Consider the following 22,051-nt stretch of genomic DNA (forward strand, 5'->3'; position numbering starts at 1 on the left):
ACGATGACGTCTCACGCATACGGATTGATCAGCTTCTGCTGCTCGGCGCTGTGCTGGACGAGCATGTCGATGAAGGTCCTGACCTTCGCCGACAGATGATGCCGATGCGGATAGACCGCGTTCATCGACATCTCGACCGGCCGGTACTCCGGCAGGAGGCGCACCAGCCGGCCCGCATCGAGGTCATCACCCACCAGAAAGCCGGCCGCAAGACTGATGCCGGCGCCCTGCAACGCGGCCTCGCGCAGCGCTTCGCCGCTATTGGTGATCAGATTGCCTGAGACGCGCACCGAGGCCGGCGTGCCCTTGCGATCGAAGAAGCGCCACTCGTCGAAGGGATAGTTGATGTGGCGTACGCAATTGTGCCCGGCGAGTTCTTCGAGCGTCTGCACGCGCCCATGCGCCTCGATATAGCCGTGCGAGCAGCACAGCACGTGCCGCCAGGTCGCCAGGCTCCGCACGATCAGGCTGGAGTCCGGCGGCGCGACCATGCGCAGCGCGAGATCAAAGCCCTCCTCGATCAGGTCGACATTGGTCTCGCCCATGCGCAGATCGACCTTGACCTCCGGATAGGTCGCGAGGAATTCGGCCATCACGGGCGCGACGAACGGCACCATGTGGGTGGCGGTGTGAATGCGCAGCGTGCCGCGCGGCGTCGATTGCAGCGCGCCGGCGATGTCATCGGCTTGTTCGAGATCGGCGAGGATCTGGGTCGAGCGGTCGTAATAGGCCTTGCCGATTTCGGTGAGGCTCACTTTTCGCGTGGTGCGGTTCAGCAGACGAACCCCGAGCCGGTCCTCCAGCGCCTGGACGTGGTTGCTCACCATGGTCGTGGACATGTTGAGCCGGCGGGCGGCGGCGGAAAATCCGCCATTTTCGACCACCCGGACGAAGGCGGTGAGACTGGTGAAGCGGTCCATCGGTCTGGCTCCGGATTATCCGCTATGGGTGGATAATGCTTCCATTTCTTCCGGGATTATCACAAGCGGGAAGACAGCGCATCTTGCCGGCATCAACGGCGCACCGTTCGGATCGGGGCGGTTGGGAATTCCGAGGATGCCATGTCGAGCGCTTCTTATGTCACTGAAACCAATCAGAAACTCAGCTTTCGCCCGTCCCGGCAGGCGGTCAAGCGGGCGGCCATCGGCTTGGCACTGGCCCTCGGAATCGCCGCGGCCGGCGACTTCGGCTACAACTACCTGAGCACCGGCCGCTACCTCGAATCCACCGACGACGCCTATGTGAAGGCGGATTCCACCATCATCGCACCCAAGGTTTCCGGCTACATCGCGAAGGTGCTGGTTGGCGACAACGAGAAGGTCCGGGCCGGCCAGCTCCTCGCCAAGATCGACGACCGCGACTTCAAAGCCGCGCTCGACCAGGCCCGCGCCGACGTCGCCGCCGGCGAAGCCTCGGTGCGCAACATCGACGCCCAGCTCGAGCTGCAGCAGCCGATCATCGAGCAGAGCACGGCCGACGTGGCCGCGGCCGACGCCAATCTGAAATTCGCCCAGGAAGAACGCGCCCGCTACGACGACCTGATGAAGTCGGGCTCCGGCACGATCCAGCGTGCGCAGCAGACCGATGCGGCACTGCGCGCCAGCAACGCGCAATTGCAGCACGCCAAGTCGGGCCTGGTGGCCGCACAGCGCAAGGTCGATGTGCTCACCACCCAGCGCGCCCAGGCCACGGCGCAGCTCGACCGCGCCCGCGCGGTCGCACTGCAGGCAGAGCTGAACCTGTCCTACACCGAGATCACCGCACCGGTGGACGGCACGGTCGGCGCACGCTCATTACGCGTCGGCCAGTATGTGCAGGCCGGCACGCAATTGATGGCGGTGGTGCCGCTCGATGCGGTCTATGTCGTCGCGAACTTCAAGGAGACGCAGCTCACGCATGTGCGTGCGGGCCAGCCGGTCGAGCTGCAGGTCGACAGTTTTCGCAATCGCACGCTTCGCGGTCACGTCGACAGCCTTTCGCCGGCCAGCGGACTTGAATTCGCGCTGCTGCCGCCCGATAACGCCACCGGAAATTTCACCAAGATCGTGCAACGCGTGCCGGTGAAGATCGTGCTCGATGACCACAGCCTGACCGGCCTGCTCAGGCCCGGCATGTCGGCGGTGCCGACCATCGACACCAAGGCGACGGTGCTGGCCGAGCGCGAGACGGCCAAGCGACTCGCCGACAACACACCCCGCCCGAACGGCGGCTGAGGCGGGGAAGACCGGCAGATTATCAAGTCCTGCCGGACGATCCTTCCCACACTTCCTCGATTATCGAAACCAACCGCCTAATGCATCCTGTCTCCGTGACCGAGACGAGGCTTCCATGAGCACGCTCCAACCGACCGTCGACGCCGCCTCCACTGCCAGCATTCCCGCCCCTGCTGCGCCCGCCACGCCGGCCGTTTCCGCAAAAACCTGGATCGCGGTGATCGGCGCGACTCTCGGCGCCTTCATGGCAGTGCTGAATATCCAGATCGTCAACGCTTCGCTCGCCGACATCCAGGGCGCGATCGGCGCCGGCATCGACGACGGTGGCTGGATCTCGACCTCCTACCTGATCGCCGAGATCGTCGTGATCCCGCTCTCCGGCTGGCTCGCGCAGGTGTTCTCGATCCGCATCTATTTGCTCACCAATGCGGTCCTGTTCCTGGTTCTGTCCGCGGCCTGCGCGCTGGCGCAGGACCTGCCGCAAATGATCGTGCTGCGCGCGGTGCAAGGTTTCACCGGCGGCGTGCTGATCCCGATGGCCTTCACGCTCATCATCACGCTGCTGCCGCGCACCAAGCAGCCCGTCGGCCTTGCGCTGTTCGCGCTGTCGGCGACGTTCGCACCGGCGATCGGCCCGACCATCGGCGGCTATCTCACCGAGAATTTCGGCTGGCAGTACATCTTCTACGTCAACCTCGTGCCCGGCGCGATCATGGTCGGCATGCTCTGGTACGCGCTCGACGCCAAGCCCATGAAGCTTGCGCTGCTGCGCGAGGGCGATTGGGCCGGCATCATCACCATGGCGATCGGCCTGTCGGCGCTTCAGACCGTGCTGGAAGAGGGCAACAAGGACGACTGGTTCGGCTCGCCTTTCATCGTCAAGCTGTCGGTCATCGCGGCCACCGCGCTGACCGCCTTCCTGATCATCGAGCTCACGGCGAAGAAGCCGCTGCTCAACTTGCGCCTGCTGGTGCGTCGCAATTTCGGCTTCGGCATGCTCGCGAACTTCCTGCTCGGTGTCGCGCTCTACGGTTCGGTGTTCATCCTGCCGCAATATCTGGCGCGCATTCAGGGCTACAATGCCGAGCAGATCGGCATGGTGCTGGCCTGGACCGGACTGCCGCAACTCGTGCTGATCCCGCTGGTGCCGCGCCTGATGCAGAAGTTCGACGCGCGGATCATCATCGGCGTCGGCTTCGTCCTGTTCGCGGCCTCGAACTTCCTGAACATTTATATGACCAACGATTACGCTGCCGACCAGCTGTTGTGGCCCAATGTCGTCCGTGCGATCGGCCAAGCGCTCGTGATGGCGCCGTTGTCGGCTGTGGCGACCGCCGGCATCGAAGCGGAGAATGCTGGCTCGGCCTCGGGCCTGTTCAACATGATGCGTAATCTCGGCGGCGCCGTCGGCATCGCCCTGCTCCAGACCGTGCTGACCAAGCGCGAGCAATATCACTCCAACGTGCTGATGCAGTCGGTCTCGGTGTTCGAGCAGGCGACGCGGACGCGGCTGGAGCAGCTTACCCAATATTTCATCAATCACGGCGTGCTCGACCGCGCCGACGCCGCGCATCGCGCCTATGTCGCGATCGGCCACACCGTGCAGAAGCAGGCTTACATCTTCGCCTTCAGCGACACCTTCTACCTGCTCGGCATGGCACTGATCGTGGCCCTGATCGCCGTATTCTTCCTGAAGAAACCCGGCCAGACCTCGACCGGTGGAGCTCACTGAGATCAACCCAAGAGACTAACTCAAGCAAAGGAGAACGACCATGAAGCCCCGCATGAACTTCTACCAGGCCGCCCCCGACACGATGAAGGCGCTGATGGCGCTGGAGGAGCAGATCCAATCCACGGGACTCGAGAAATCGCTGATCGAGCTCGTCAAGATCCGGGCGTCGCAGATCAACGGCTGCGCCTTCTGCATCAACATGCACACCGAGGACGCCCGCAAGCGCGGCGAGACCGAACAGCGCATCTATCTGCTCAACGCCTGGCGCGAATCCCCGCTCTATACCGATCGCGAGCGGGCCGCGCTCGCCTGGACGGAATCAGTGACGCTGATCTCCGAGACCCACGCGCCGGACGACGTCTACGAGCAGGTCCGCGCGCAATTCTCCGATGCGGAGACGGTGAACCTGACGATGCTGATCGGGGCGATCAATGCCTGGAACCGAATCGCGATCGCGTTCCGCGCGGTGCATCCGGTGAAGGTGAAGGCGTCCGTGGCGTGAGGGGTGGTGTTTCCCCACGCACAACTGTCATGCCCCGCGAAGGCGGGGCATCCAGTATTCCAGAGGCCGTACTGATTCAACCGCGAGGCCGCAGCGTACTGGATCGCCCGGTCAAGCCGGGCGATGACAGCTGAGCGTGCGGCTCAGACCGCCGTCGCCTTGGCGAACTCGATATAAATCTCCCGCAGCCGCGTGGCCATCGGGCCGGGCTTGCCATCGGCGACCTTCTTGCCGTCGATCGCAACCACCGGCTGGACGAACAGCGACGCCGAGGTGGCGAAGGCTTCCTTGGCGGCGAGCGCCTCGGCGACCGTGAAGGAACGTTCCTCGACGCGAAGCTGACGCTCTTCGGCGAGCGCCACAACGGCCTTGCGGGTGCAGCCCGGCAGGATCGCGTTGGAGTTCTTGCGGGTCACGATGACGTCGTCCTTGGTCAGGATGAACGCCGAGGACGAACCGCCCTCGGTGACGTAGCCGTCTTCCAGCATCCAGGCCTCGCCGGCACCGGCTTCGGCCGCAGCCTGCTTCGCCAGAACCTGCGCGAGCAGTGCCACGCTCTTGATGTCGCGCCGCTCCCACCGGATGTCGGGCACGGTGATCACGTTGATGCCGGTCTTGGCCGAGGCGGCGTTGATGATGTCCTTCTCGGAGGTGAACATCACCAGGCTCGACTTGACGTCGCCCTTGGGGAAGGCGAAGTCGCGGCCCTTGTCGGCGCCGCGCGTGACCTGCAGATAGACGAGGCCGTTCTCGACCTTGTTGCGCGCGATCAGCTCCTTCTGGAGCTCGGTGATGCGCTCGACCGTCTCCGGCAACTTCAGCTTGATCTCGCCCACCGAGCGCTCCAGGCGCGTCAGGTGCGAAGCGTTGTCGACCAGCTTGCCGTCGAGCACCGCCGAGACCTCGTAGATGCCGTCGGCGAACAGGAAGCCGCGATCGAGGACCGAGATTTTGGCGTCCGAGAGCGGGACGAATGAGCCGTTGACGTAGGCGATCGAGTCCAAGGCAGGTCTCCTGGGGAGGGAAAGGGGGATTTGCCTGCCCGTATACGGGATTTGTTGGGGCCACGAAACCCTCAACCCGTCATTACGGGGCGGCGCGAAGCGACGAGCCCGGAATCCATAACCCCGGCCGGTGGTTATGGATTCCGGGCCCGCGCCAAGAGGCGCGTCCCGGAACGACAGCAGAGGTTAATGCGACAAAATCTTCGACAGGAACTTCTGCGCGCGGTCGCTGCGCGGCTTGCCGAAGAAGTCCTCCTTCGCCGCGTCCTCGACGATCTCGCCGCGGTCCATGAAGATGACGCGGTTGGCGACCTTGCGGGCAAAGCCCATCTCGTGGGTGACGACCATCATGGTCATGCCTTCGCGGGCGAGATCGACCATGACGTCGAGCACCTCGCTCACCATCTCGGGGTCGAGCGCCGAGGTCGGCTCATCGAACAGCATGACGATCGGGTCCATGGCGAGCGCACGGGCGATCGCGACGCGCTGCTGCTGGCCGCCGGAGAGCTGCGCCGGAAATTTCTGCGCCTGCTCCTTCAAGCCGACGCGGTCCAGGAGCTGCATACCCTTTGCCACAGCCGTGTCGGACGACCGTCCTAGCACCTTCTGCTGCGCGAGGCAGAGGTTGTCGATGATCTTCAGATGCGGGAACAGCTCGAAATGCTGGAACACCATGCCGACGCGCGAACGCAGTTTCGGCAGATTGGTCTTGGGGTCATTGACCTTGGTGCCGTCGACGCTGATGTCGCCCTCCTGGAACGGCTCCAGCGCATTGACGCATTTGATCAGCGTCGACTTGCCCGAGCCCGAGGGGCCGCAGACCACGACGACCTCGCCCTTGGTCACGCTGGTGGTGCAGTCGGTCAGCACCTGGAAGGTCGGGGTGTACCATTTGTTGACGTGGCTGATTTCGATCATGACCGATGCGCTCTATCGAATGATGGCGATGCGCGACTGGAGGCGGCGAACGCCGAAAGACGCGATGCAGGAAATGGTGAAGTAGACGACGGCGGCAAACAGATACATCTCGACCAGACGGCCATCGCGCTGCGCGACCTTGCTGGCCGCGCCGAGGAAGTCCGGGATCGACAGCACATAGACCAGCGAGGTGTCCTGGAACAGCACGATGGTCTGCGTCAGCAACACCGGCAGCATGTTGCGGAACGCCTGCGGCAGCACGACGTAGCGCATGGTCTGCGCGTAAGTCAGGCCGAGCGCGTTGGCGGCGGCCGGCTGGCCGCGCGAGATCGACTGGATCCCGGCGCGCATGATCTCGGAGAAGTACGCCGCCTCGAACATGATGAAGGTGATGAGCGAGGATGCGAACGCGCCGACGCTGATCGGACGCGAGGCGCCGGTCACCCACTGCCCGATATAGGGCACCAGGAAATAGAACCAGAAGATCACCAGCACCAGCGGCAGCGAGCGCATGAAGTCGACATAGACACCCGCGATGCGCCCGAGTGTCTTGTAGCCGGACAGCCGCATCAGGGCGATCGCCGTGCCGAAGATCAGGCCGCCGAAGGCGGCGAGCGCCGTCAGCGTCACCGTGAAGGTCATGCCCTCGTAGAACAGATAGGGCAGCGAGCGGCGGATGACCTCGAAATCGAGATTGCTGAACATGGTGCTATTTCCCCGTGATGTAGCCGGGGATCGCGACCCAGCGCTCGAGGAAGCGCATCGCCGTCACGACAATGGCGTTGACAAGGAGATAGAGCAGGGTCGCTGCCGTGAAAGCCTCGAACACCTGGAACGAGAATTCCTGCATCGAGCGCGCCTGACCAGTCAATTCGATCAGGCCGATCGTGATGGCGACAGCCGTGTTCTTGATGGTGTTGAGGAACTCGGAGGTCAGCGGCGGCAGGATGATGCGGAACGCCATCGGCAGCAGCACGTAGCGATAGCCTTGCATGGTGGTCAGCCCGAGCGCGGTCGCCGCCATTTTTTGGCCGCGCGGCAGCGAGCCGATACCGGCCTGCAATTGTATCGCGACGCGGGCCGACATGAAGAAGCCGATGCCGATCGCGGCCGTCCAGAACGGCGCGTTCGGCAGCTGCTTCAGCCAGAGGCCGGCGGCCTTCGGCAGCAATTCCGGCAGCACGAAGAACCACAGGAACAGCTGCACCAGCAGCGGCATGTTGCGGAAGAACTCGACCCAGCAGAAGCCGAACCAGTAGGCGCCCTTGGACGGCAGCGTGCGCATGACGCCGACGAGCGAGCCGAAGATCAGCGCGATGATCCAGGCGAGCGCCGCCGTCTTGAGGGTCAACACCAGTCCCGACAGCAGCATATCGAGATAGGTGCCGGTCCCCATCGGGTTCGGCTCGAAGAAGATTCCCCAGTTCCAGTGGTAGTTCACGTGTCCCCCGCGCGAACGCGCCAGCTATGGATGTCCCGGCGCCTATGCAAATGTCCGGCCACGTGTCAAGAGTGGCCGGACATGATCCCGATCCGGAGACCGAGGTTATATCTTACTTATAGTCGTCCGGGTTCGGCGAGTCCGAAGGTTTCGCGAACTCGTTCTTCAGCTCGGCCGAGATCGGGGTGTTGAGGTTGAGGCCCTTCGGCGGGATCTTGGCCGTGAACCACTTATCGTAGATTTTCAGGCCCTCGCCGGAGGTGTAGAGCGCAGCGGTTGCTGCATCGACCACCTTCTTGAACGGCGCGTCGTCCTTGCGCAGCATGATGCCGTAGGGCTCAGGCTTGGAGAACGCGTCCTTGGAGATGACATAGTCGTCCGGCGTCTTCGAGCCGGCAACGAGGCTCGCGAGCAGAACGTCGTCCATCACGAAGGCGACCGCGCGGTCGGTCTCGACCATCAGGAAGGCCTCGGCATGGTCTTTGGCCGGGATGATATTGGCACCCAGGCTCTTCGCGACATTGGCCTCGGTGAGCTGCTTGATGTTGGTGGTGCCGGCGGTGGAGACCACCGTCTTGCCCTTGAGATCGTCGATCGACTTCAGGCCGCTCGACTTCTTGAAGACGTAGCGGCTGGCAGTCAGATAGTGCGTGTTGGTGAAGGCCACCTGCTTCTGGCGGTCGGCATTGTTGGTGGTCGAGCCGCATTCGAGGTCGATCGTGCCGTTGGCCATCAGCGGAATACGGGTCGCCGAGGTCACCGGATTGAGCTTGACCTCGAGCTTGTCGAGCTTGAGCTCCTTCTTCACGGCGTCGACGATCTTGTAGCAGATGTCCATCGCGAACCCGACGGGCTTCTGGTTGTCGTCGAGATAGGAGAACGGGATCGAGGAATCGCGGAAGCCGAGCGTGATGGCGCCGGTGTCCTTGATGTTCTTCAGCGTGCCGGTCAGCTCCTGGGCCCCGGCCTGGCTGACGGCGAAGGTCGCGGCGAGCGCGAGGCCGATGCTACGGAAATGTCTCACTTTTTTATTCCCCTTTCAGGATGATGCGGCCCGGATGCAAGCACAGATTGGGCCGGATTAGAATGTGACTTTCGGCTGGATTGCGGCTCAGGTTAATGGCTCAGCCGAGTGGCTTGGGCAATTCCCCGAGATCCCAGAACAGCCCGGCCATCACCGTCAAGGCCTCTTCGGTCAATGGCAGCAGGATGTGCTCATTGGGCGCATGCTGGGAGCAGCCGGGATAGGAGTGCGGGACCCAGATCGTCGGCAGGCCCAGGATCTCGGAAAACACGTCGTTGGGCAGCGAGCCGCCGAAATTCGGCAAAACGGCCGGCGCCTTGCCGGTGGTCTCCTTCACCGAATCCGCCGCCCACGTGATCCAGGGGCTGTCGAAATCGGTGCGCGACGCCGCAAAGCTCTGGGCGGCCCGCACCTCGACCATCGGAAAGCCCTTTTGCACCAGATGCGCGCGGACCGCATCGATCAGGCCGTCGACCTTGGTGCCGACCACGAAACGCAGTTGCAGCACGGCATTGGCGTGGCCGGGGATGGCATTCGCGGGCTTCTCGATATTTCCGGACGACATCGCCAGCACTTCGAGCGTGTTCCAGGCATAGAGCCGCTCGGCGGCCGACAGCCCTTCCTCGCCCCAGTTCTCCGCGAGCGCCGGCTCGTCCTCGGTCGGCACCACCTGCACGTCGGCGAGATAGCTGCGGATCTGGTTGGTGAGCCGCGGCGGCTTCAGCGCGTCGAGTTGAAGCCGGCCATGGCCGTCGACCAGCGTCGAGATCGCGTTGACGAGAATGGTCGCGGGGTTGGCGAGCACGCCGCCCCAATTGCCGGAATGATGGCCGCCATCGCGCAGATTGACGTCGAGATGAATGCGGATGCCGCCGCGGCAGCCCAGGAACAAGGTCGGCCGGTCGGCCGACAGGCGCGGTCCGTCGGAGGCCATGAACAAATCGGCCTTGAGCGCATCGCGATTGAGGTCGCAGACCTTGCCGAGGTCGGGCGAGCCGATTTCCTCGCCCATTTCGACGATGAATTTTGCGTTGAAGCCGAGCTTGCCGCCGCGGGCCTCGCGCACTGCGCGGAGTGCTGCCATGTTGATGCTGTGCTGGCCCTTGTTGTCGGCGGTGCCACGGCCATAGAGCCGCGTGCCCGCAACCGTCGTGCGCCAGGGATCGCGGCCGTCGCGCCACTCCCCCTCCATGCCGTCGACGACGTCACCATGGCCGTAGATCAGCACGGTTGGCGCTGACGCGCTCTCGTGATGCTCGGCGAACAGGAACGGCGCCTTGCCGCTCGGGGATTCGACGATGCGGCTGGTAAAGTCGAGCGCAGCAAAGGAGGGCATCATCTCCTGTTCCAGATAGGAACGCAGTTCGGCGCCGCGCGACGGATTCTGGCTCTCGGTCTTGAAGGCGACGCGGCGGTCGAGTTCAGCGAGGAACGCGCCGGATTTGAAATCCTCACGGGCGCGGGAGATGGCGTCGGCTCTGGTCATGATTTGCTTTTCGGACTTCGAGGCGAAGGACCCTACCCGAGACAGGGTGGCCTTCGAAAGTGGCGGGGACTTGGACAGTTCTTGTAGTTCTCTTGCGATTTCGTTCTTGCTCTCTTGAGATTGGCTTGCCAAGAGCGGGAGCGCCGCTGATTTTGGCCTTGCCAAGCGCAAGCCTTTCTATTCTTGGCCCTTGCCAAGGGCCAAGAATATGCAAGAACTTCGCCAAGTTGAGGCGCACGTTTATCATTCGAAGAGCGCTCGGTATAGGGCGCCGGGGGATCATCATGGCCAAGCAGATCAGGCTCAACGCCTTTGCGATGAATTGCGTCGCGCATCAATCACCCGGGCTGTGGACCCACCCGCGCGATCGCACCGCCGAATATAACCGCCTGCCCTACTGGATCGATCTCGCCAGGACACTGGAACGCGGCCGTTTCGACGGTTTGTTCCTGGCCGACGTGCTCGGGGTCTATGACGTCTATGGCAACAGCCCTGACGCGGCCTTGCGCAATGCAGCGCAGACGCCGTCGAACGAGCCGCTGCTGCTGCTCTCGGCGATGGCGGCGGTGACGAAAAATCTCGGCTTCGGCGTCACCAGCAACCTGTCCTTCGAGCCGCCCTACCCGTTCGCGCGGCGGATGTCGACGCTCGACCATCTCACCGAGGGACGGATCGGCTGGAATGTCGTCACCGGCTATCTCGACAGCGCCGCGCGCGGCGCCGGCAAGGACAAGCAGACCGGACACGACGATCGCTACGACATCGCCGACGAATATATGGAGGTGGTCTACAAGCTCTGGGAAGGGAGCTGGGAGGACGACGCGGTGCTGCGCGACCGCAAGCGCGGCATCTTCACCGATCCGAGCAAGGTTCATCGCATCAATCATGAGAGCGCGAATTACCGCATCAACAACACCATCCATCTCAGCGAGCCATCGCCGCAGCGGACGCCCGTGCTGTACCAGGCCGGCACCTCGCCGCGCGGCCGGCAATTCGCGGCGAAGCATGCCGAATGCGTGTTCATGTCAGGACCGTCGGCCAAGATCATTGCGCCGCGCGTCTCCGCGATCCGCCAGGAAGCCGCCGCGCTCGGCCGCAATCCGGCGGAGATCCTGATGTTCAACATGATGACGATCATCCTCGGCAACACGGAAGCCGAAGCGGCGGCCAAGTATGCCGACTACCGGTCGCATATCAGTCCGGAAGGCGCGCTGGCCCTGATGTCGGGATGGACCGGCATCGACTTCTCCGGCTACGAGCTCGACCAGCAGGTGCGTCACGTCCAGAACGACGCCGGCCGCAGCGCACTCGATAACGTCACCCGCGGCGACCCCGACCGCGTCTGGACCGTCCGCGACGTCATCGAGCATGTCGGCATCGGTGGCGCCGGCCCGGTCGTGGTCGGCACGCCCGAGAGCGTCGCCGACAAGATCGAGGATTGGTTCGAGAAGACTGACGTCGACGGCCTCAACGTCGCCTTTGCGATCTCGCCCGGCGATTTCGAGGATATCGCCGACATGCTGGTGCCGGAGCTGACCAAGCGCGGCCGCTACAAGCCGGAATATGCAAAGGGCACGCTGCGGGAGAAGCTGTTCGGCGACGGCCGTGCGCGGCTCGACGCACCGCATCCGGCGGCGGGGTATCGGGTGGGGAAGAAGGGGTAGAAGCCGCTAGGTACGCTGTCATGCCCCGGCTTGCCGCCTTCGCCAAAAGGCTTCGGCGGCCGAGTACCCTTGTGGTCCCGGCGTAGCCTTGGCGGAGCCGGGACCGGGGCATCCAGTACGCCGCGGCCTATCGAGGAATCACAGCCGTCTCTGGAATACTGGATCGCCCGATCAAGTCGGGCGATGACAGCTGAGAACGTGGCGAGCACCGACGCGATGGCGCGCTGCCCTACACCTTCCCGTCCACCATTACCTCGATCAGCTTCGTCCCCGGCCGACCGAACGCCGACGCCAGCGTCGCCTTCAACTCGCGGGGATCACTCACCTTGATCGCCTCGCAGCCGAGCGCCTTCGCAATCCCTGCGAAATCCACCGGCGGATCGACGAAATCCATGCCGACGTAATTGTCGTCACCATGGAAGGCGAGCAGGCGCTGCTTGATGATGCGGTAGCCGCCATTGTTGGCGATGACGACGTTGAGCGGCAGCTTGTGATGCGCCGCCGTCCACAGCGACTGGATCGAATACATCGCGCTGCCGTCGCCGGAGAAGCAAACCACCGGGCGATCCGGATTGGCGATGCTGGCGCCGACGGAGGCCGGCAGGCCCCAGCCGATGCCGCCGGAGGCAAGCCCATGATAGCCGAAGCGGTCGCGGTGCGGACGCAGCGCCGTGATCTGGCGGCTCGAGGTGAGCCCTTCGTCGACGAGGATCGCATGATCGGGCATGGCCTCGACCATTTGCAGCACCAGGAAGTCGGGATCGATGGGGCTGCGGCCGGCGCTCTTGCCGATCTGCTCGACCAGCGCGGCACGCCGCGCGGTCCAGTTCTTCGGCGCGAGTTCGACGAGGCGCTGCTTTGCACGGCTTGCCAGCGCGGCGCCGCCCATCTCCTTCAGCATCGGGATCAGCGCCCGCAGCGTTTCCTTCAGATCCGCCTTCAGCGCGATTTCAGCCCCGTAGTTCTTGGCGATCTCCCAATCGACGAGGCCGATCTGCACGATGCCCAGGCCATCCGGCAGCGCATCGACTTCGCTGTAGACGGACATGCGCAAGGGATCGCCGCCAAGCGCGATCAGAAGATCGTAAGGTGCGAGTGTGTCGCGCGCGACCTTCTGCACGCGGGCCAGCGTACCGAGGAAGCTCGGGCTTTCCGAGAGGAAATGCGAGCCGTAGGGCGTCGAGGATTGATAGGCGGCCGCACCAAGCAGCTCGGCGAGTTCGGCGGCCTCCTTCAGTGCATCGCTCTTGACCACCTCGTCCATGGTGACGATGACGGGACGTTCAGCCTTGAGCAGCCGCGCGGCAAACGCCTTCAGCGCCTCGTCCGACGGCTTTACGCGAGCATCGATCCGGGTGGAGCGACCGAGATCGATGCCGGCCTCGCTGTTGAGGATGTCGCCCGGCAGCGAGATGAACACCGGCCCGGTCGGCGGCGTCATCGCGACCTTGGCGGCGCGGCGGACGATGCGCGGCAGATCTTCCAGCCGCGTCACCTCGACCGCCCATTTCACCAGCGGCTCGGCCATACGCACCAGCGGGCCATAAAGCACCGGCTCCATCAGGCCGTGGCCCTGCTCCTGCTGGCCGGCGGTCAGGATCATCGGCGTGCCCGTGAACTGGGCGTTGTAGAGCGAGCCCATCGCGTTGCCGAGCCCCGGCGCGACATGGACGTTGCAGGCGACGAGCTTGCCGGAGGCGCGGCTGTAGCCATCCGCGATCGCCACCACCAGGCTCTCCTGCATTGCCATCACATAGGTGAGATCAGGATGGTCCTTCAGCGCGTGCATGATCGGCAGCTCAGTGGTGCCGGGATTGCCGAACAGATGGGTGATGCCCTCGTCCTTGAGCAGCGCGAGAAAAGCGGAGCGGCCGGTAATCTTGTTCTTCATGTTTCCTCCAGGCCCCGCGGGCGCTGCCGCAAGGTGAGGCATGATGGCCGAACTTGGCCGAGGCACGCAAGGAAGCGCCGTCATGGCAGACTTGCGTCGGCGCGGGCAAGCTGGGAACATGCTCGGGCGTAAACCTGCACGGGGAGACGCGATGGCCTATGACGAGAACACCGCGGCGCGGGTGCGCAAATTGCTGGCGGGTCAGCGAGACGTCGCGGAAAAGAAGATGATGGGCGGCCTCTGCTTCATGGTGAACAACACCATGTGCTGCACCGTAAGCGGGCGCGGCGGCATGCTGATCCGTGTCGGCCCGGACGCGCATGCACGCATGCTGCAGGAGCCGCACGCCAGCCCGATGGAAATGCGCGGGCGCATCATGACCGGCTTTGTGCGCGTCGCGCCGGACGGCTATCAGAGCGATGCCGATCTGAAAAAATGGGTCAAGCGCGGGCTCGACTTCGTGGCGGCGAATGCGGCGGGACGCAAAGCGGCGCCGCGGAAGGCTGTTGCGGCGAAGACCAAGGTCGCCGCCAAGGCTAAAGCACCTCCTCGCGGCCGAGCTCGAAAGGGTCTTCGCCGCTAGCGCGCTTCTTCTTTTTCGAGCGCTGCCAGACCACGCCCGGAAAGCCCTTCAGCGGCACCAGCGGCTCGCCGGTATAGGCCCATTCCTGAAGCTCTTCGAGCGCGATGTGATAGAGCGGCTGGCGGCCGGTGCGCTCGTTGAATAGTGCGCGGGGGATGTTGACCATGTGCGGTCCGCGCGGCCGCTCGTACGCGATCGGCGTGCCGCAATGGGCGCAGAAGCTGCGCGCGGTCCTGGTGGCCTTGTCCTCGTAGCGGGCGAGCGCGGTTTTCCCCGAGGTGATGCGAAAGCGCTTCTTCCAGCTTCCGACATAGGTCGCATAGGCCGCGCCGTGGGCACGGCGGCTACTGGCCGAATGATCATGCCAGGCCCAACGCGCGGGGACGTCGATCTCGAAGGTGACCTTGCCGCAGAGGCATTGGCCGGTGGCGGTTCCTGCGGCGACTGCGGCTTTGGCCATGGTAGGTCCTTCCGTCGTCATTGCGAGCGCAGCGAAGCAATCCAGACTGCCTCTGCGGAAAGACTCTGGATGGCTTCGCTACGCTCGCAATGACGGAGTTTGTGGGCTCGTCGGAGCTACGAATATAGACCTGTAGCCCGGATGGAGCGAAGCGCAATCCGGGGAAGTCTATCGGCGAGGTGAGAAACCCGGATTTCGCTGCGCTCCATCCGGGCTACGAAGGTCTCTACGCCGTCGCGAGCTCGTCATACACCGGGTAATCCGTATACCCCTTCTCCTCGCCGCCGTAGAACGTCGCGCGGTTATACGGCGTGATCGGATAGTCGTGCCGAAGGCGGCGCGGCAGATCTGGGTTGGAGATGAAGATGCGGCCGAAGGCGATGATGTCGGCATGGCCGTCGGCGATCGCCGCATTCGCGGTCTCGCCGGTGAAGCCGCCGGCGGTCATCAGCACGCCGCTGTAGAGCGGACGAAACAGCACCATCGCCGACGGCACGTTCTCCCAGTGGACGTCGGCACGGCCAGCGCCGCTGGAGCGCGGCTCGATGAAGTGAAGATAGGCAAGGCCGAGCTTGTCGAGCGTCTTCACGACGTGGGTGTAGAGGGGCATCGGATCGGGCTCGCCGGAATCGTTGGCGATGCCGTGGGGCGACAGCCGCACGCCGACGCGGTTCGCGCCCCAGACGTCGATGGCCGCCTGCGTGACTTCCAGGAGCAGCCGCGCGCGGTTCTCGATCGAACCGCCATATTGATCGGTGCGCTGGTTGCTGCGTGATTGCAGGAATTGCTCGAGCAGATAGCCGTTGGCGCCGTGGATCTCGACGCCGTCGAAGCCGGCGGCAAGCGCGTTCTTCGCGCCCTGCCGGAACGCCTCAACGACGCCCTTGACCTCGTCGGTCTCCAGCGCGCGCGGGGTCTCGTAATCAGAAATCTTGCCGTCGGCGGTCATCGCCTTCATGCCTTCGGCCTTGATCGCAATCGCCGAAGCCGAGACCGGCGGCTCACCGCCGTGGAAGGACGAATGCGAAACGCGGCCGACATGCCAGAGCTGAAGGAAGATGATGCCGCCCTTGGCGTGCACGGCATCCGTCACCTTGCGCCAGCCGGCGATCTGCGCCTCCGAATAGATGCCGGGCGTCGCGGGGTTGCCGCGGCCATGCGAGAGCACGGGGGACGCTTCAGCGATGATCAAGCCGCCTTGCGTGGCGCGCTGACCGTAATATTCGGCGTTGAGCGGCCGCGGCGAAAAACTCGCGCGCTCGGCGCGCATGCGCGTCAGCGGCGCCAACGCGACGCGATGCGCCAGCTTGTACGGACCGACCTGCAACGGTTTGAACAACGCCTCGAATTTCATGTGATCCCCGGAATGATCGATGAGAGGACGGGGATCATATGAGAAAGAGTGGCAGCCCGGAAGTCGCTTGGGTGGATGGCTGGCCAGCCGAAAGAAGCGGCAGAAGCAAAAAGCCCCGGGCCGGGCCCGGGGCTTGCTGTCCGTCCAGAACGGCGGATCAGTATTTCGCGACGACCGGGCCCGAGCCGAACTTGTAGTTCAGGCCGACCCGCGCGATGTGGCCGGTGAAATCCGCGGTTGCGTCAAAGCCACGCGCGGGGCCCGGAGTGAACGGGAACAGCGGATTGAAGAAAGTGTATTTCTCGCTGCCGAGATCATAATAGAGATATTCGAGCTTGACGCTCCAGTTCGACGCAAAGCGGTACTCGCCGCCACCGCCGACGGCCCAGCCCGCGCGCCAGCTTTCCGRCGTCCCCGCCCCACAGATCACGTTGAGGCAGGGCGTGCCGGCCGCAAGCGTGGGATCCACGATCGACGTCGACGCCTTGACATGTCCATAGGCAAGACCGCCGGTCGCGTAGAGCATCAGGTCGGGTGTAACGGTGGCACCGATCCGGCCGCGCACGGTCCCCAACCAGTCGACCTTCTGCTCTTGCCTGGTCATGATGTCCGGAAAGACCGGCAGGGTTCGGGAGACCGTCGAACTGCCCTTGATGCCGGCGGCCGCGATATCGGCTTCGACGCCCCATACCAGGGAGCCCGTCTGCACATTGTAGCCGGCCTGCACGCCGCCCAGCACACCACGCGGGTTTGTTGCCAATGACGGCGGGACAAGGCCACCCGCGAGGGCCACGTCGAGCACACCCGCGGTGAAAACCGGGTCGTGCGGCACGAGCTTGATCGCATCATCGCTCCAGCCATATCCGACATTCACGCCGGCGTAGAAGCCCGACCAGTTGTAGGCGACGGGCAATTGCGGCGCCTTGTAGAGCGGCGCACGCGCGGCGATATCGGCTGCGACCGCGGGCTGCGTCGAGGCGACGCCCAAAGCCACAAGCATGATCGAAGTGAAGCGAAGCATTCTCGATATCCCAACCCGAACATTGACGTTGACCAGCAGTAACGGGCCGACGTTCGAAATGGGATAACAATCCTTGCGAGATCGCGGACAACAGCCGTTTCAAAACGCTTGTAGCGCCCGGGCAACAACTTCTGGTCGTCGCAAGCAGCCTCTCGTCGCCGCAAGCAAGATCAGCCGCTGAAACCCGGACGCGGCAGCAGAAACGCCCTACGCCGTCTTGATCCAGACGGCCTTCACGTTGAGATATTCCTCGACATGCTGCTTGCCGGATTCGCGGCCGTAGCCGCTCATCTTATAGCCGCCGAAGGGTACGGCCGGGTCCATCGCCTGGTAGCAGTTCACCCACACCGAGCCGGCGCGCAAGCTCTTCGCCACCGCATGGGCCTTGCTGACGTCGCGCGTCCACAGGCCCGAGCCGAGGCCGAAGGTGGTGTTGTTGGCGCGCTTGACCAGCTCGTCCATGTCCTTGAACGCGATCGCGGAGATGACGGGACCAAAAATCTCCTCCTGCGCGATGCGCATGTTGTCCTGCACGCCCGCGAACACCGTCGGCGAGACGAAGAAGCCCTTCGACAGCGCGCCTTCGGTGACGCGRCCGCCGCCGGCGAGCGCACGCGCGCCTTCCTTCTGGCCGATGTCGAGATAGCCGGTGACGCGCTTGAGTTGCTCCTCGGACACGAGCGGGCCGATCTGCACATTGGGATCGAGGCCGTTGCCGACCTGCAGCTTCTTGCCGAACTCGGCGACGCGGCCGACGAACTCTTCGTAGACCGACTGCTCGACGAACAGGCGCGTGCCGGCGCTGCAGATCTGGCCGGAATTGGCGAACACCGCCATCGCGGCGCCGGGGACGGCGGCATCGAGATCAGCATCGGCAAACACGATGTCCGGCGACTTTCCGCCGAGCTCGAGCGAGACGCGCTTGAGGTTGCCGGCCGAGGCGCGGATGATCGATTGTCCCGTGACATGCGAGCCGGTGAAGGCGACCTTGTCGACGTCGTGATGCGAAGCAAGCGCGGCGCCCGCGGTCTCGCCATAGCCGGGCACGACGTTGATGACGCCGGGCGGAATGCCGGCTTCCATCGCCAGTTCGGCGATGCGCAGCGAGGTGAGCGGCGCCTCTTCGGCAGGCTTCAGCACCACGGTGCAGCCGGTCGCGATGGCCGGGCCGATCTTCCAGATCGTCGCGGTAAGCGGGCCGTTCCAGGGAATGATGGCGCCGACGACGCCGATCGGCTCCTTCAGCGTGTAGGAGAAGATTTCGCCGGGCAGCGAGTTCTCGATGGTCTCGCCATGGATCGCGGTGGTCTGGCCGGCGTAATAGCGCAGCATGCCGACGGCGCGCAGACGATAGGCGCGGGTGCGGCTGAGGGGCGCGCCCATGTCGAGCGTGTCGAGCTGCGACAATTCGTCGAAATTCTTCTCGACGAGGTCGGCGAGCTTGAGCAGCAGGTTCTGCCGCTCGAACGGTTTGACTTTGCTCCAGGGGCCTTCGAAGGCACGGCGAGCGGCGGCGACCGCACGGTCGATGTCTTCCTTGTCGCCCTCGGCGACCGTCGCCAGCAATTCGCCGGTGGCGGGGTTGTGGGTCTCGAAGCGCTTGCCTGAGGCAGCATCGACCCACTTCCCGTCGATCAGCATCTGCTTGTAGGACCCGTTGGCGAACGGATGGCGCGTGATCGGAATAGCCTGCGACACAGCCATGGCTGCACTCCCTGTCAAATGATTGATTGGTTCGATCTGGGCGGGATCGTTAGGTCAAATAGAATACAGCGCCGCCGGAAAGGCGTAAAGGCGGCGTGGAACGAAGACCTCCCATGCCGACTTGTGCAGGGTCGCGCGAGTGCCATGTTATAGCTCGACCGAGCCCTTCCCCGGAGACCAACCATGCCACATTCCGCCATCGTCAAAGACAATGTCGCCGTGATCACGGGCGGCGCATCCGGTATCGGATTGGCTGCCGCGCTGGCCTTCGCGCGCGCCGGCATGAAGGTGTGCATCGCAGATGTGGATCAGGCGCGGCTGGCGGAAGCTGCAACAAAACTGTCATCCGTCACGCCTGCCACACATGTGATGACGTTCGCGGTCGATGTCAGCAAGGCCGAGAGCGTGACGGAACTGGAACGCGGCGTGCGCGAGCGCTTCGGCGGCACCGACATCCTCATGAACAATGCCGGCATCCAGCCGGGCAGCACGCTGTTCGGCGAGCCCGACAACTGGCAGCGGATCATCGGCGTCAACATGTGGGGCATCATCAACGGCTCGCGCATCTTCGCACCCGGCATGATCGCGCGCGGCAAGGCTGGGCTGATCATCAACACCGGCTCGAAGCAGGGCATCACCACGCCGCCCGGCGATCCCGCCTACAACGTCTCCAAGGCCGGCGTGAAGGCTTTTACGGAAGCGCTCCAACACGAGCTGCGCAACACGAAGGACTGCCGCATCACCGCGCATCTGCTGATCCCCGGCTTCGTCTTCACCGGCCTGACCGCGAAGGGCCGCACCGAGAAGCCGGCCGGGGCCTGGACGGCTGAGCAGACCGTGGATTTCATGCTGGCACGGCTGGAAGCCGGCGACTTCTACATCCTCTGCCCGGACAACGACGTGCCGCGCAAGCTCGACGAGAAGCGGATGCTGTGGGCGGCGGGAGACATCGTCGAGAACCGCCCGCCGCTGTCGCGCTGGCACCCGGACTATGCCGACGCGTTCGCGAAGTTCGTGAAGGGGGACTGACTATCAGACCCTCATGGTGAGGAGCGCGGAACGCGCGTCTCGAACCATGAAGGCCCCGCTGCGACAGCTCGGCCTCTATCCTTCGAGACGCCCGCTTTCAGCGGGCTCCTCAGGATGAGGAGCTAGAGCCTCGCGGCGCAGCAATACCGCGCAAGCGCCCTACAGCGTTTCCTGCTGATGCCCGCAATTCTTGCACGCGAATTTGACCCGGCTCTGGCCCTTTTCCGCCTGCACCCGGTTCGGGGCGCCGCACTTGCCGCAGACGGCCTCGATGCGGGTCGAGCCCTGCTTGACGACGATGGTCTTCTTTTCCATCGATTCGCGGATCAGGCGCTCGGCCTCCTCACGCAGGGATTGTTTCGACAAAGCTCATCTCCGCCTCTGGAAAGCGCGAGAGCCATAACGCACCTGCGTTGGAATCTCAATCGGCAATGCCGGCTCAGACCTCGACAATCACATAGCTGTCTTCGACATGCACCGGAAACGTCTCGGCGACATATGGGCCCTTCTGCAACTCTTCGCCACGTTCCACCGCGACCGGATAGGACCGGATCTTGACCCGTTTCGGATCGAACCAGGACTGGCCGTTGCGCATGTCGAATTCCCAGCCGTGCCAGGGACAGCGCAGCATCTCGCCGACGCGCGAGCGCTCATAGATTCCGGGCTCGGGCGAGGTCAGCCGCGCCACGCAAGCGGCCTTCTCCAGCCGCGCGCCCTCGTGCGGGCAGCGGTTCAACAGTGCGAAGAACTCGCCATTGACGTGGAACACGACGATGTCGCGGCCCGCGATATCGACGACCTTGTTGCCGCCGGGCGGGATCTCCGAGGTGCGCGCGACGATGTGACGGGCCATATCCGTTCAGAACTTCTTTGCTCAGAACTTGTAGACCGCGCGGGCATTGGTGCTGAAGATCTTCTTCCGCTCGGCTTCAGAGAGCGGCGTCTTGAAGGCGAAGCGCGGATCGTCGAAATCCCAGTGCGGATAGTCCGACGAGAACAACAGCCTGTCGATGCCGACCCATTCGATCAGCGAACGCAGATGCCGCGCCTCGTCGGGCTCGTCGATCGGCTGCGTCGTGAACCAGAAATGCTCGCGCACATATTCCGACGGCTTGCGCCTGAGATGCGGCACCTCACTGCGGAAGCGCTCGAAATGCTGGTCCATCCGCCACACCGCCGAGGGGATCCAGCCGAAGCCGCCCTCGATGAAGACGATCTTCAGCTTCGGAAACCGCTCCGGCACGCCTTCGATGACGAGGCTCGCAAGCTGCGCCGCGATGGTGTGTGCGTTGGACTGGTGCTCCTCGACATAATAGGACGGCCAGCCGCCGCCGGTCGGCGCATGCCCGCCATAGCCGCCGACATGGATGCCGAGTGGCAGGTCCAGCGCCTCGGCGCGCTCGTAGATCGGCCAGTAGCGACGGCGGCCGAGCGGCTCATTGGCGCGCGGCGAGACGTTGATCTGGATGTATTCGCCGATTTTGGCGCAGCGCTCGATCTCGGCGATGGCGAGATCCACGCCGTCCTGCCCGACCAGGATCGACGCCTTCAGGCGCGGATCGCGATGCGACCAGAACGCCAGTTGCCAATCGTTGATGGCGCGCTGGATCGCGGCGCCGAATTCCAGGTTCTGCTGCGAGAAGATGAAGAGATCGAGCACCTGCAAAATGCCGAACTCGACATCGAGCGGATCGAGATGCTGCTTCTGCATGAAGGCGAGATCAGAGCCGGGCGGCCCGCCGGTCGGCGGCCACGCATCACGCCGTGCGATCAAGGGCGATGACCGCGGATAGGGCGTGGTGAAGAGATAAGGCGTGCGCAGATGGCTGCCATACTCCTTCAGATGCTGCTGCCAGCGTTTCGGCAGGAACTCGTTGAGATCATCGGTCGAGCGCAAGCTCGGATGCACGTCGCAATCGACGATGCGCAACCGCGAGGCGGCGGGCTTTTCTTCGTCGAGCAGCGGGCGGTCGATGACGTCACTCATGCGATCCTCCAAACTTTTTGTTTGCGCATGATCTTATC

At 64.1% G+C, this 22,051-nt stretch carries 21 protein-coding genes; 6 read left to right on the forward strand and 15 right to left on the reverse strand.

Going from position 1 to position 22,051, the window contains the following annotated elements; genetic code table 11:
- Positions 1-11: 11 nt before the first annotated feature.
- Complete coding sequence (locus AB4Z51_RS07565) at positions 12-920, reverse strand: LysR family transcriptional regulator (RefSeq protein ID WP_085403408.1); 909 nt, start codon at positions 918-920, stop codon at positions 12-14.
- Positions 921-1,061: 141 nt separating this feature from the next.
- Between AB4Z51_RS07565 and AB4Z51_RS07570 the strand changes: the two genes are divergently transcribed.
- From AB4Z51_RS07570 to AB4Z51_RS07580, 3 genes are all read left to right on the forward strand, one after another.
- Positions 1,062-2,213 (forward strand): HlyD family secretion protein, encoded by a 1,152-nt coding sequence (locus AB4Z51_RS07570; RefSeq protein ID WP_085403409.1) that lies wholly within the window; start codon positions 1,062-1,064, stop codon positions 2,211-2,213.
- A 115-nt stretch (positions 2,214-2,328) separates the two neighbouring features.
- Positions 2,329-3,945: an MDR family MFS transporter gene (locus tag AB4Z51_RS07575; RefSeq protein WP_085403410.1), complete on the forward strand. Its 1,617-nt coding sequence runs from the start codon at positions 2,329-2,331 to the stop codon at positions 3,943-3,945.
- Positions 3,946-3,985: 40 nt separating this feature from the next.
- A complete protein-coding gene (locus tag AB4Z51_RS07580) occupies positions 3,986-4,447 on the forward strand; it encodes a carboxymuconolactone decarboxylase family protein (RefSeq protein ID WP_007615070.1) in 462 nt (153 codons plus the stop codon).
- 143 nt (positions 4,448-4,590) lie between these two features.
- Here the strand turns inward: AB4Z51_RS07580 and AB4Z51_RS07585 are convergent, their stop codons facing one another.
- The 6 genes from AB4Z51_RS07585 to AB4Z51_RS07610 all read right to left on the reverse strand — a co-directional run bounded on the left by AB4Z51_RS07585 (position 4,591) and on the right by AB4Z51_RS07610 (position 10,320).
- Positions 4,591-5,451, reverse strand: coding sequence for a D-amino-acid transaminase (locus AB4Z51_RS07585; RefSeq protein WP_063985665.1), 861 nt, complete (start codon positions 5,449-5,451; stop codon positions 4,591-4,593).
- Between the two features lie 186 nt (positions 5,452-5,637).
- The gene (locus AB4Z51_RS07590; RefSeq protein ID WP_014491857.1) at positions 5,638-6,369 is read right to left on the reverse strand and encodes an amino acid ABC transporter ATP-binding protein; all 732 of its coding nucleotides are present in this window, start codon (positions 6,367-6,369) and stop codon (positions 5,638-5,640) included.
- 12 nt (positions 6,370-6,381) lie between these two features.
- Complete coding sequence (locus tag AB4Z51_RS07595) at positions 6,382-7,074, reverse strand: amino acid ABC transporter permease (RefSeq protein ID WP_063985666.1); 693 nt, start codon at positions 7,072-7,074, stop codon at positions 6,382-6,384.
- Between the two features lie 4 nt (positions 7,075-7,078).
- Positions 7,079-7,810, reverse strand: a complete 732-nt coding sequence (locus AB4Z51_RS07600) for an amino acid ABC transporter permease (RefSeq protein ID WP_085403411.1) — start codon at positions 7,808-7,810, stop codon at positions 7,079-7,081.
- A gap of 112 nt (positions 7,811-7,922) precedes the next feature.
- Positions 7,923-8,834: an amino acid ABC transporter substrate-binding protein gene (locus AB4Z51_RS07605; protein ID WP_063985668.1), complete on the reverse strand. Its 912-nt coding sequence runs from the start codon at positions 8,832-8,834 to the stop codon at positions 7,923-7,925.
- 100 nt (positions 8,835-8,934) lie between these two features.
- Entirely contained in the window at positions 8,935-10,320 is a 1,386-nt protein-coding gene (locus AB4Z51_RS07610; protein ID WP_085403412.1) for a M20 family metallopeptidase, read from the reverse strand.
- Between the two features lie 284 nt (positions 10,321-10,604).
- Between AB4Z51_RS07610 and AB4Z51_RS07615 the strand changes: the two genes are divergently transcribed.
- A complete protein-coding gene (locus AB4Z51_RS07615) occupies positions 10,605-11,984 on the forward strand; it encodes an LLM class flavin-dependent oxidoreductase (RefSeq protein ID WP_085403413.1) in 1,380 nt (459 codons plus the stop codon).
- 229 nt (positions 11,985-12,213) lie between these two features.
- Here the strand turns inward: AB4Z51_RS07615 and AB4Z51_RS07620 are convergent, their stop codons facing one another.
- Positions 12,214-13,875 (reverse strand): thiamine pyrophosphate-binding protein, encoded by a 1,662-nt coding sequence (locus tag AB4Z51_RS07620; protein ID WP_085403414.1) that lies wholly within the window; start codon positions 13,873-13,875, stop codon positions 12,214-12,216.
- Between the two features lie 151 nt (positions 13,876-14,026).
- Between AB4Z51_RS07620 and AB4Z51_RS07625 the strand changes: the two genes are divergently transcribed.
- Positions 14,027-14,458, forward strand: coding sequence for a TfoX/Sxy family protein (locus tag AB4Z51_RS07625; protein ID WP_085403415.1), 432 nt, complete (start codon positions 14,027-14,029; stop codon positions 14,456-14,458).
- Here the strand turns inward: AB4Z51_RS07625 and AB4Z51_RS07630 are convergent.
- From AB4Z51_RS07630 to AB4Z51_RS07645, 4 genes are all read right to left on the reverse strand, one after another.
- Positions 14,412-14,918, reverse strand: a complete 507-nt coding sequence (locus AB4Z51_RS07630; protein ID WP_441497209.1) for a GFA family protein — start codon at positions 14,916-14,918, stop codon at positions 14,412-14,414. The genes AB4Z51_RS07625 and AB4Z51_RS07630 overlap by 47 nt on opposite strands.
- 226 nt (positions 14,919-15,144) lie before the next feature.
- A complete protein-coding gene (locus tag AB4Z51_RS07635; RefSeq protein WP_085403416.1) occupies positions 15,145-16,272 on the reverse strand; it encodes an alkene reductase in 1,128 nt (375 codons plus the stop codon).
- 157 nt (positions 16,273-16,429) lie between these two features.
- On the reverse strand, positions 16,430-17,293 hold the full coding sequence (locus AB4Z51_RS07640; RefSeq protein WP_441497210.1) for an outer membrane protein: 864 nt from the start codon (positions 17,291-17,293) through the stop codon (positions 16,430-16,432).
- 207 nt (positions 17,294-17,500) lie between these two features.
- On the reverse strand, positions 17,501-18,997 hold the full coding sequence (locus AB4Z51_RS07645) for an aldehyde dehydrogenase family protein (RefSeq protein ID WP_135214800.1): 1,497 nt from the start codon (positions 18,995-18,997) through the stop codon (positions 17,501-17,503).
- 183 nt (positions 18,998-19,180) lie between these two features.
- Here AB4Z51_RS07645 and AB4Z51_RS07650 point away from each other — a divergent pair, with 183 nt between their 5' ends.
- A complete protein-coding gene (locus AB4Z51_RS07650; protein ID WP_441497211.1) occupies positions 19,181-20,026 on the forward strand; it encodes an SDR family NAD(P)-dependent oxidoreductase in 846 nt (281 codons plus the stop codon).
- Between the two features lie 159 nt (positions 20,027-20,185).
- Here the strand turns inward: AB4Z51_RS07650 and AB4Z51_RS07655 are convergent, their stop codons facing one another.
- The 3 genes from AB4Z51_RS07655 to AB4Z51_RS07665 all read right to left on the reverse strand — a co-directional run bounded on the left by AB4Z51_RS07655 (position 20,186) and on the right by AB4Z51_RS07665 (position 22,013).
- Positions 20,186-20,392 carry a hypothetical protein gene (locus tag AB4Z51_RS07655; protein WP_014491844.1) on the reverse strand — a complete coding sequence of 69 codons (207 nt, stop codon included), beginning with the start codon at positions 20,390-20,392 and terminating at the stop codon, positions 20,186-20,188.
- Positions 20,393-20,465: 73 nt separating this feature from the next.
- Entirely contained in the window at positions 20,466-20,879 is a 414-nt protein-coding gene (locus AB4Z51_RS07660; RefSeq protein WP_441497212.1) for a Rieske (2Fe-2S) protein, read from the reverse strand.
- A 21-nt stretch (positions 20,880-20,900) separates the two neighbouring features.
- Positions 20,901-22,013 carry an amidohydrolase family protein gene (locus AB4Z51_RS07665; RefSeq protein ID WP_167768044.1) on the reverse strand — a complete coding sequence of 371 codons (1,113 nt, stop codon included), beginning with the start codon at positions 22,011-22,013 and terminating at the stop codon, positions 20,901-20,903.
- Positions 22,014-22,051: the final 38 nt, after the last annotated feature.

Origin of the sequence: Bradyrhizobium sp. 2TAF36 (genome assembly GCF_052114925.1) — a bacterium.
Lineage (GTDB): Bacteria > Pseudomonadota > Alphaproteobacteria > Rhizobiales > Xanthobacteraceae > Bradyrhizobium > Bradyrhizobium barranii.

Excerpts from the sequence above, each read along its gene's own strand:
- AB4Z51_RS07610 (WP_085403412.1), bottom strand. The coding sequence starts at position 10,320 with ATGACCAGAGCCGACGCCATCTCCCGCGCCCGTGAGGATTTCAAATCC.
- AB4Z51_RS07595 (WP_063985666.1), bottom strand. The coding sequence starts at position 7,074 with ATGTTCAGCAATCTCGATTTCGAGGTCATCCGCCGCTCGCTGCCCTAT.
- AB4Z51_RS07620 (WP_085403414.1), bottom strand. The coding sequence starts at position 13,875 with ATGAAGAACAAGATTACCGGCCGCTCCGCTTTTCTCGCGCTGCTCAAG.
- AB4Z51_RS07630 (WP_441497209.1), bottom strand. The coding sequence starts at position 14,918 with ATGGCCAAAGCCGCAGTCGCCGCAGGAACCGCCACCGGCCAATGCCTC.
- AB4Z51_RS07570 (WP_085403409.1), top strand. The coding sequence starts at position 1,062 with ATGTCGAGCGCTTCTTATGTCACTGAAACCAATCAGAAACTCAGCTTT.
- AB4Z51_RS07565 (WP_085403408.1), bottom strand. The coding sequence starts at position 920 with ATGGACCGCTTCACCAGTCTCACCGCCTTCGTCCGGGTGGTCGAAAAT.
- AB4Z51_RS07660 (WP_441497212.1), bottom strand. The coding sequence starts at position 20,879 with ATGGCCCGTCACATCGTCGCGCGCACCTCGGAGATCCCGCCCGGCGGC.
- AB4Z51_RS07615 (WP_085403413.1), top strand. The coding sequence starts at position 10,605 with ATGGCCAAGCAGATCAGGCTCAACGCCTTTGCGATGAATTGCGTCGCG.
- AB4Z51_RS07590 (WP_014491857.1), bottom strand. The coding sequence starts at position 6,369 with ATGATCGAAATCAGCCACGTCAACAAATGGTACACCCCGACCTTCCAG.
- AB4Z51_RS07575 (WP_085403410.1), top strand. The coding sequence starts at position 2,329 with ATGAGCACGCTCCAACCGACCGTCGACGCCGCCTCCACTGCCAGCATT.
- AB4Z51_RS07665 (WP_167768044.1), bottom strand. The coding sequence starts at position 22,013 with ATGAGTGACGTCATCGACCGCCCGCTGCTCGACGAAGAAAAGCCCGCC.
- AB4Z51_RS07580 (WP_007615070.1), top strand. The coding sequence starts at position 3,986 with ATGAAGCCCCGCATGAACTTCTACCAGGCCGCCCCCGACACGATGAAG.
- AB4Z51_RS07650 (WP_441497211.1), top strand. The coding sequence starts at position 19,181 with ATGCCACATTCCGCCATCGTCAAAGACAATGTCGCCGTGATCACGGGC.
- AB4Z51_RS07625 (WP_085403415.1), top strand. The coding sequence starts at position 14,027 with ATGGCCTATGACGAGAACACCGCGGCGCGGGTGCGCAAATTGCTGGCG.
- AB4Z51_RS07635 (WP_085403416.1), bottom strand. The coding sequence starts at position 16,272 with ATGAAATTCGAGGCGTTGTTCAAACCGTTGCAGGTCGGTCCGTACAAG.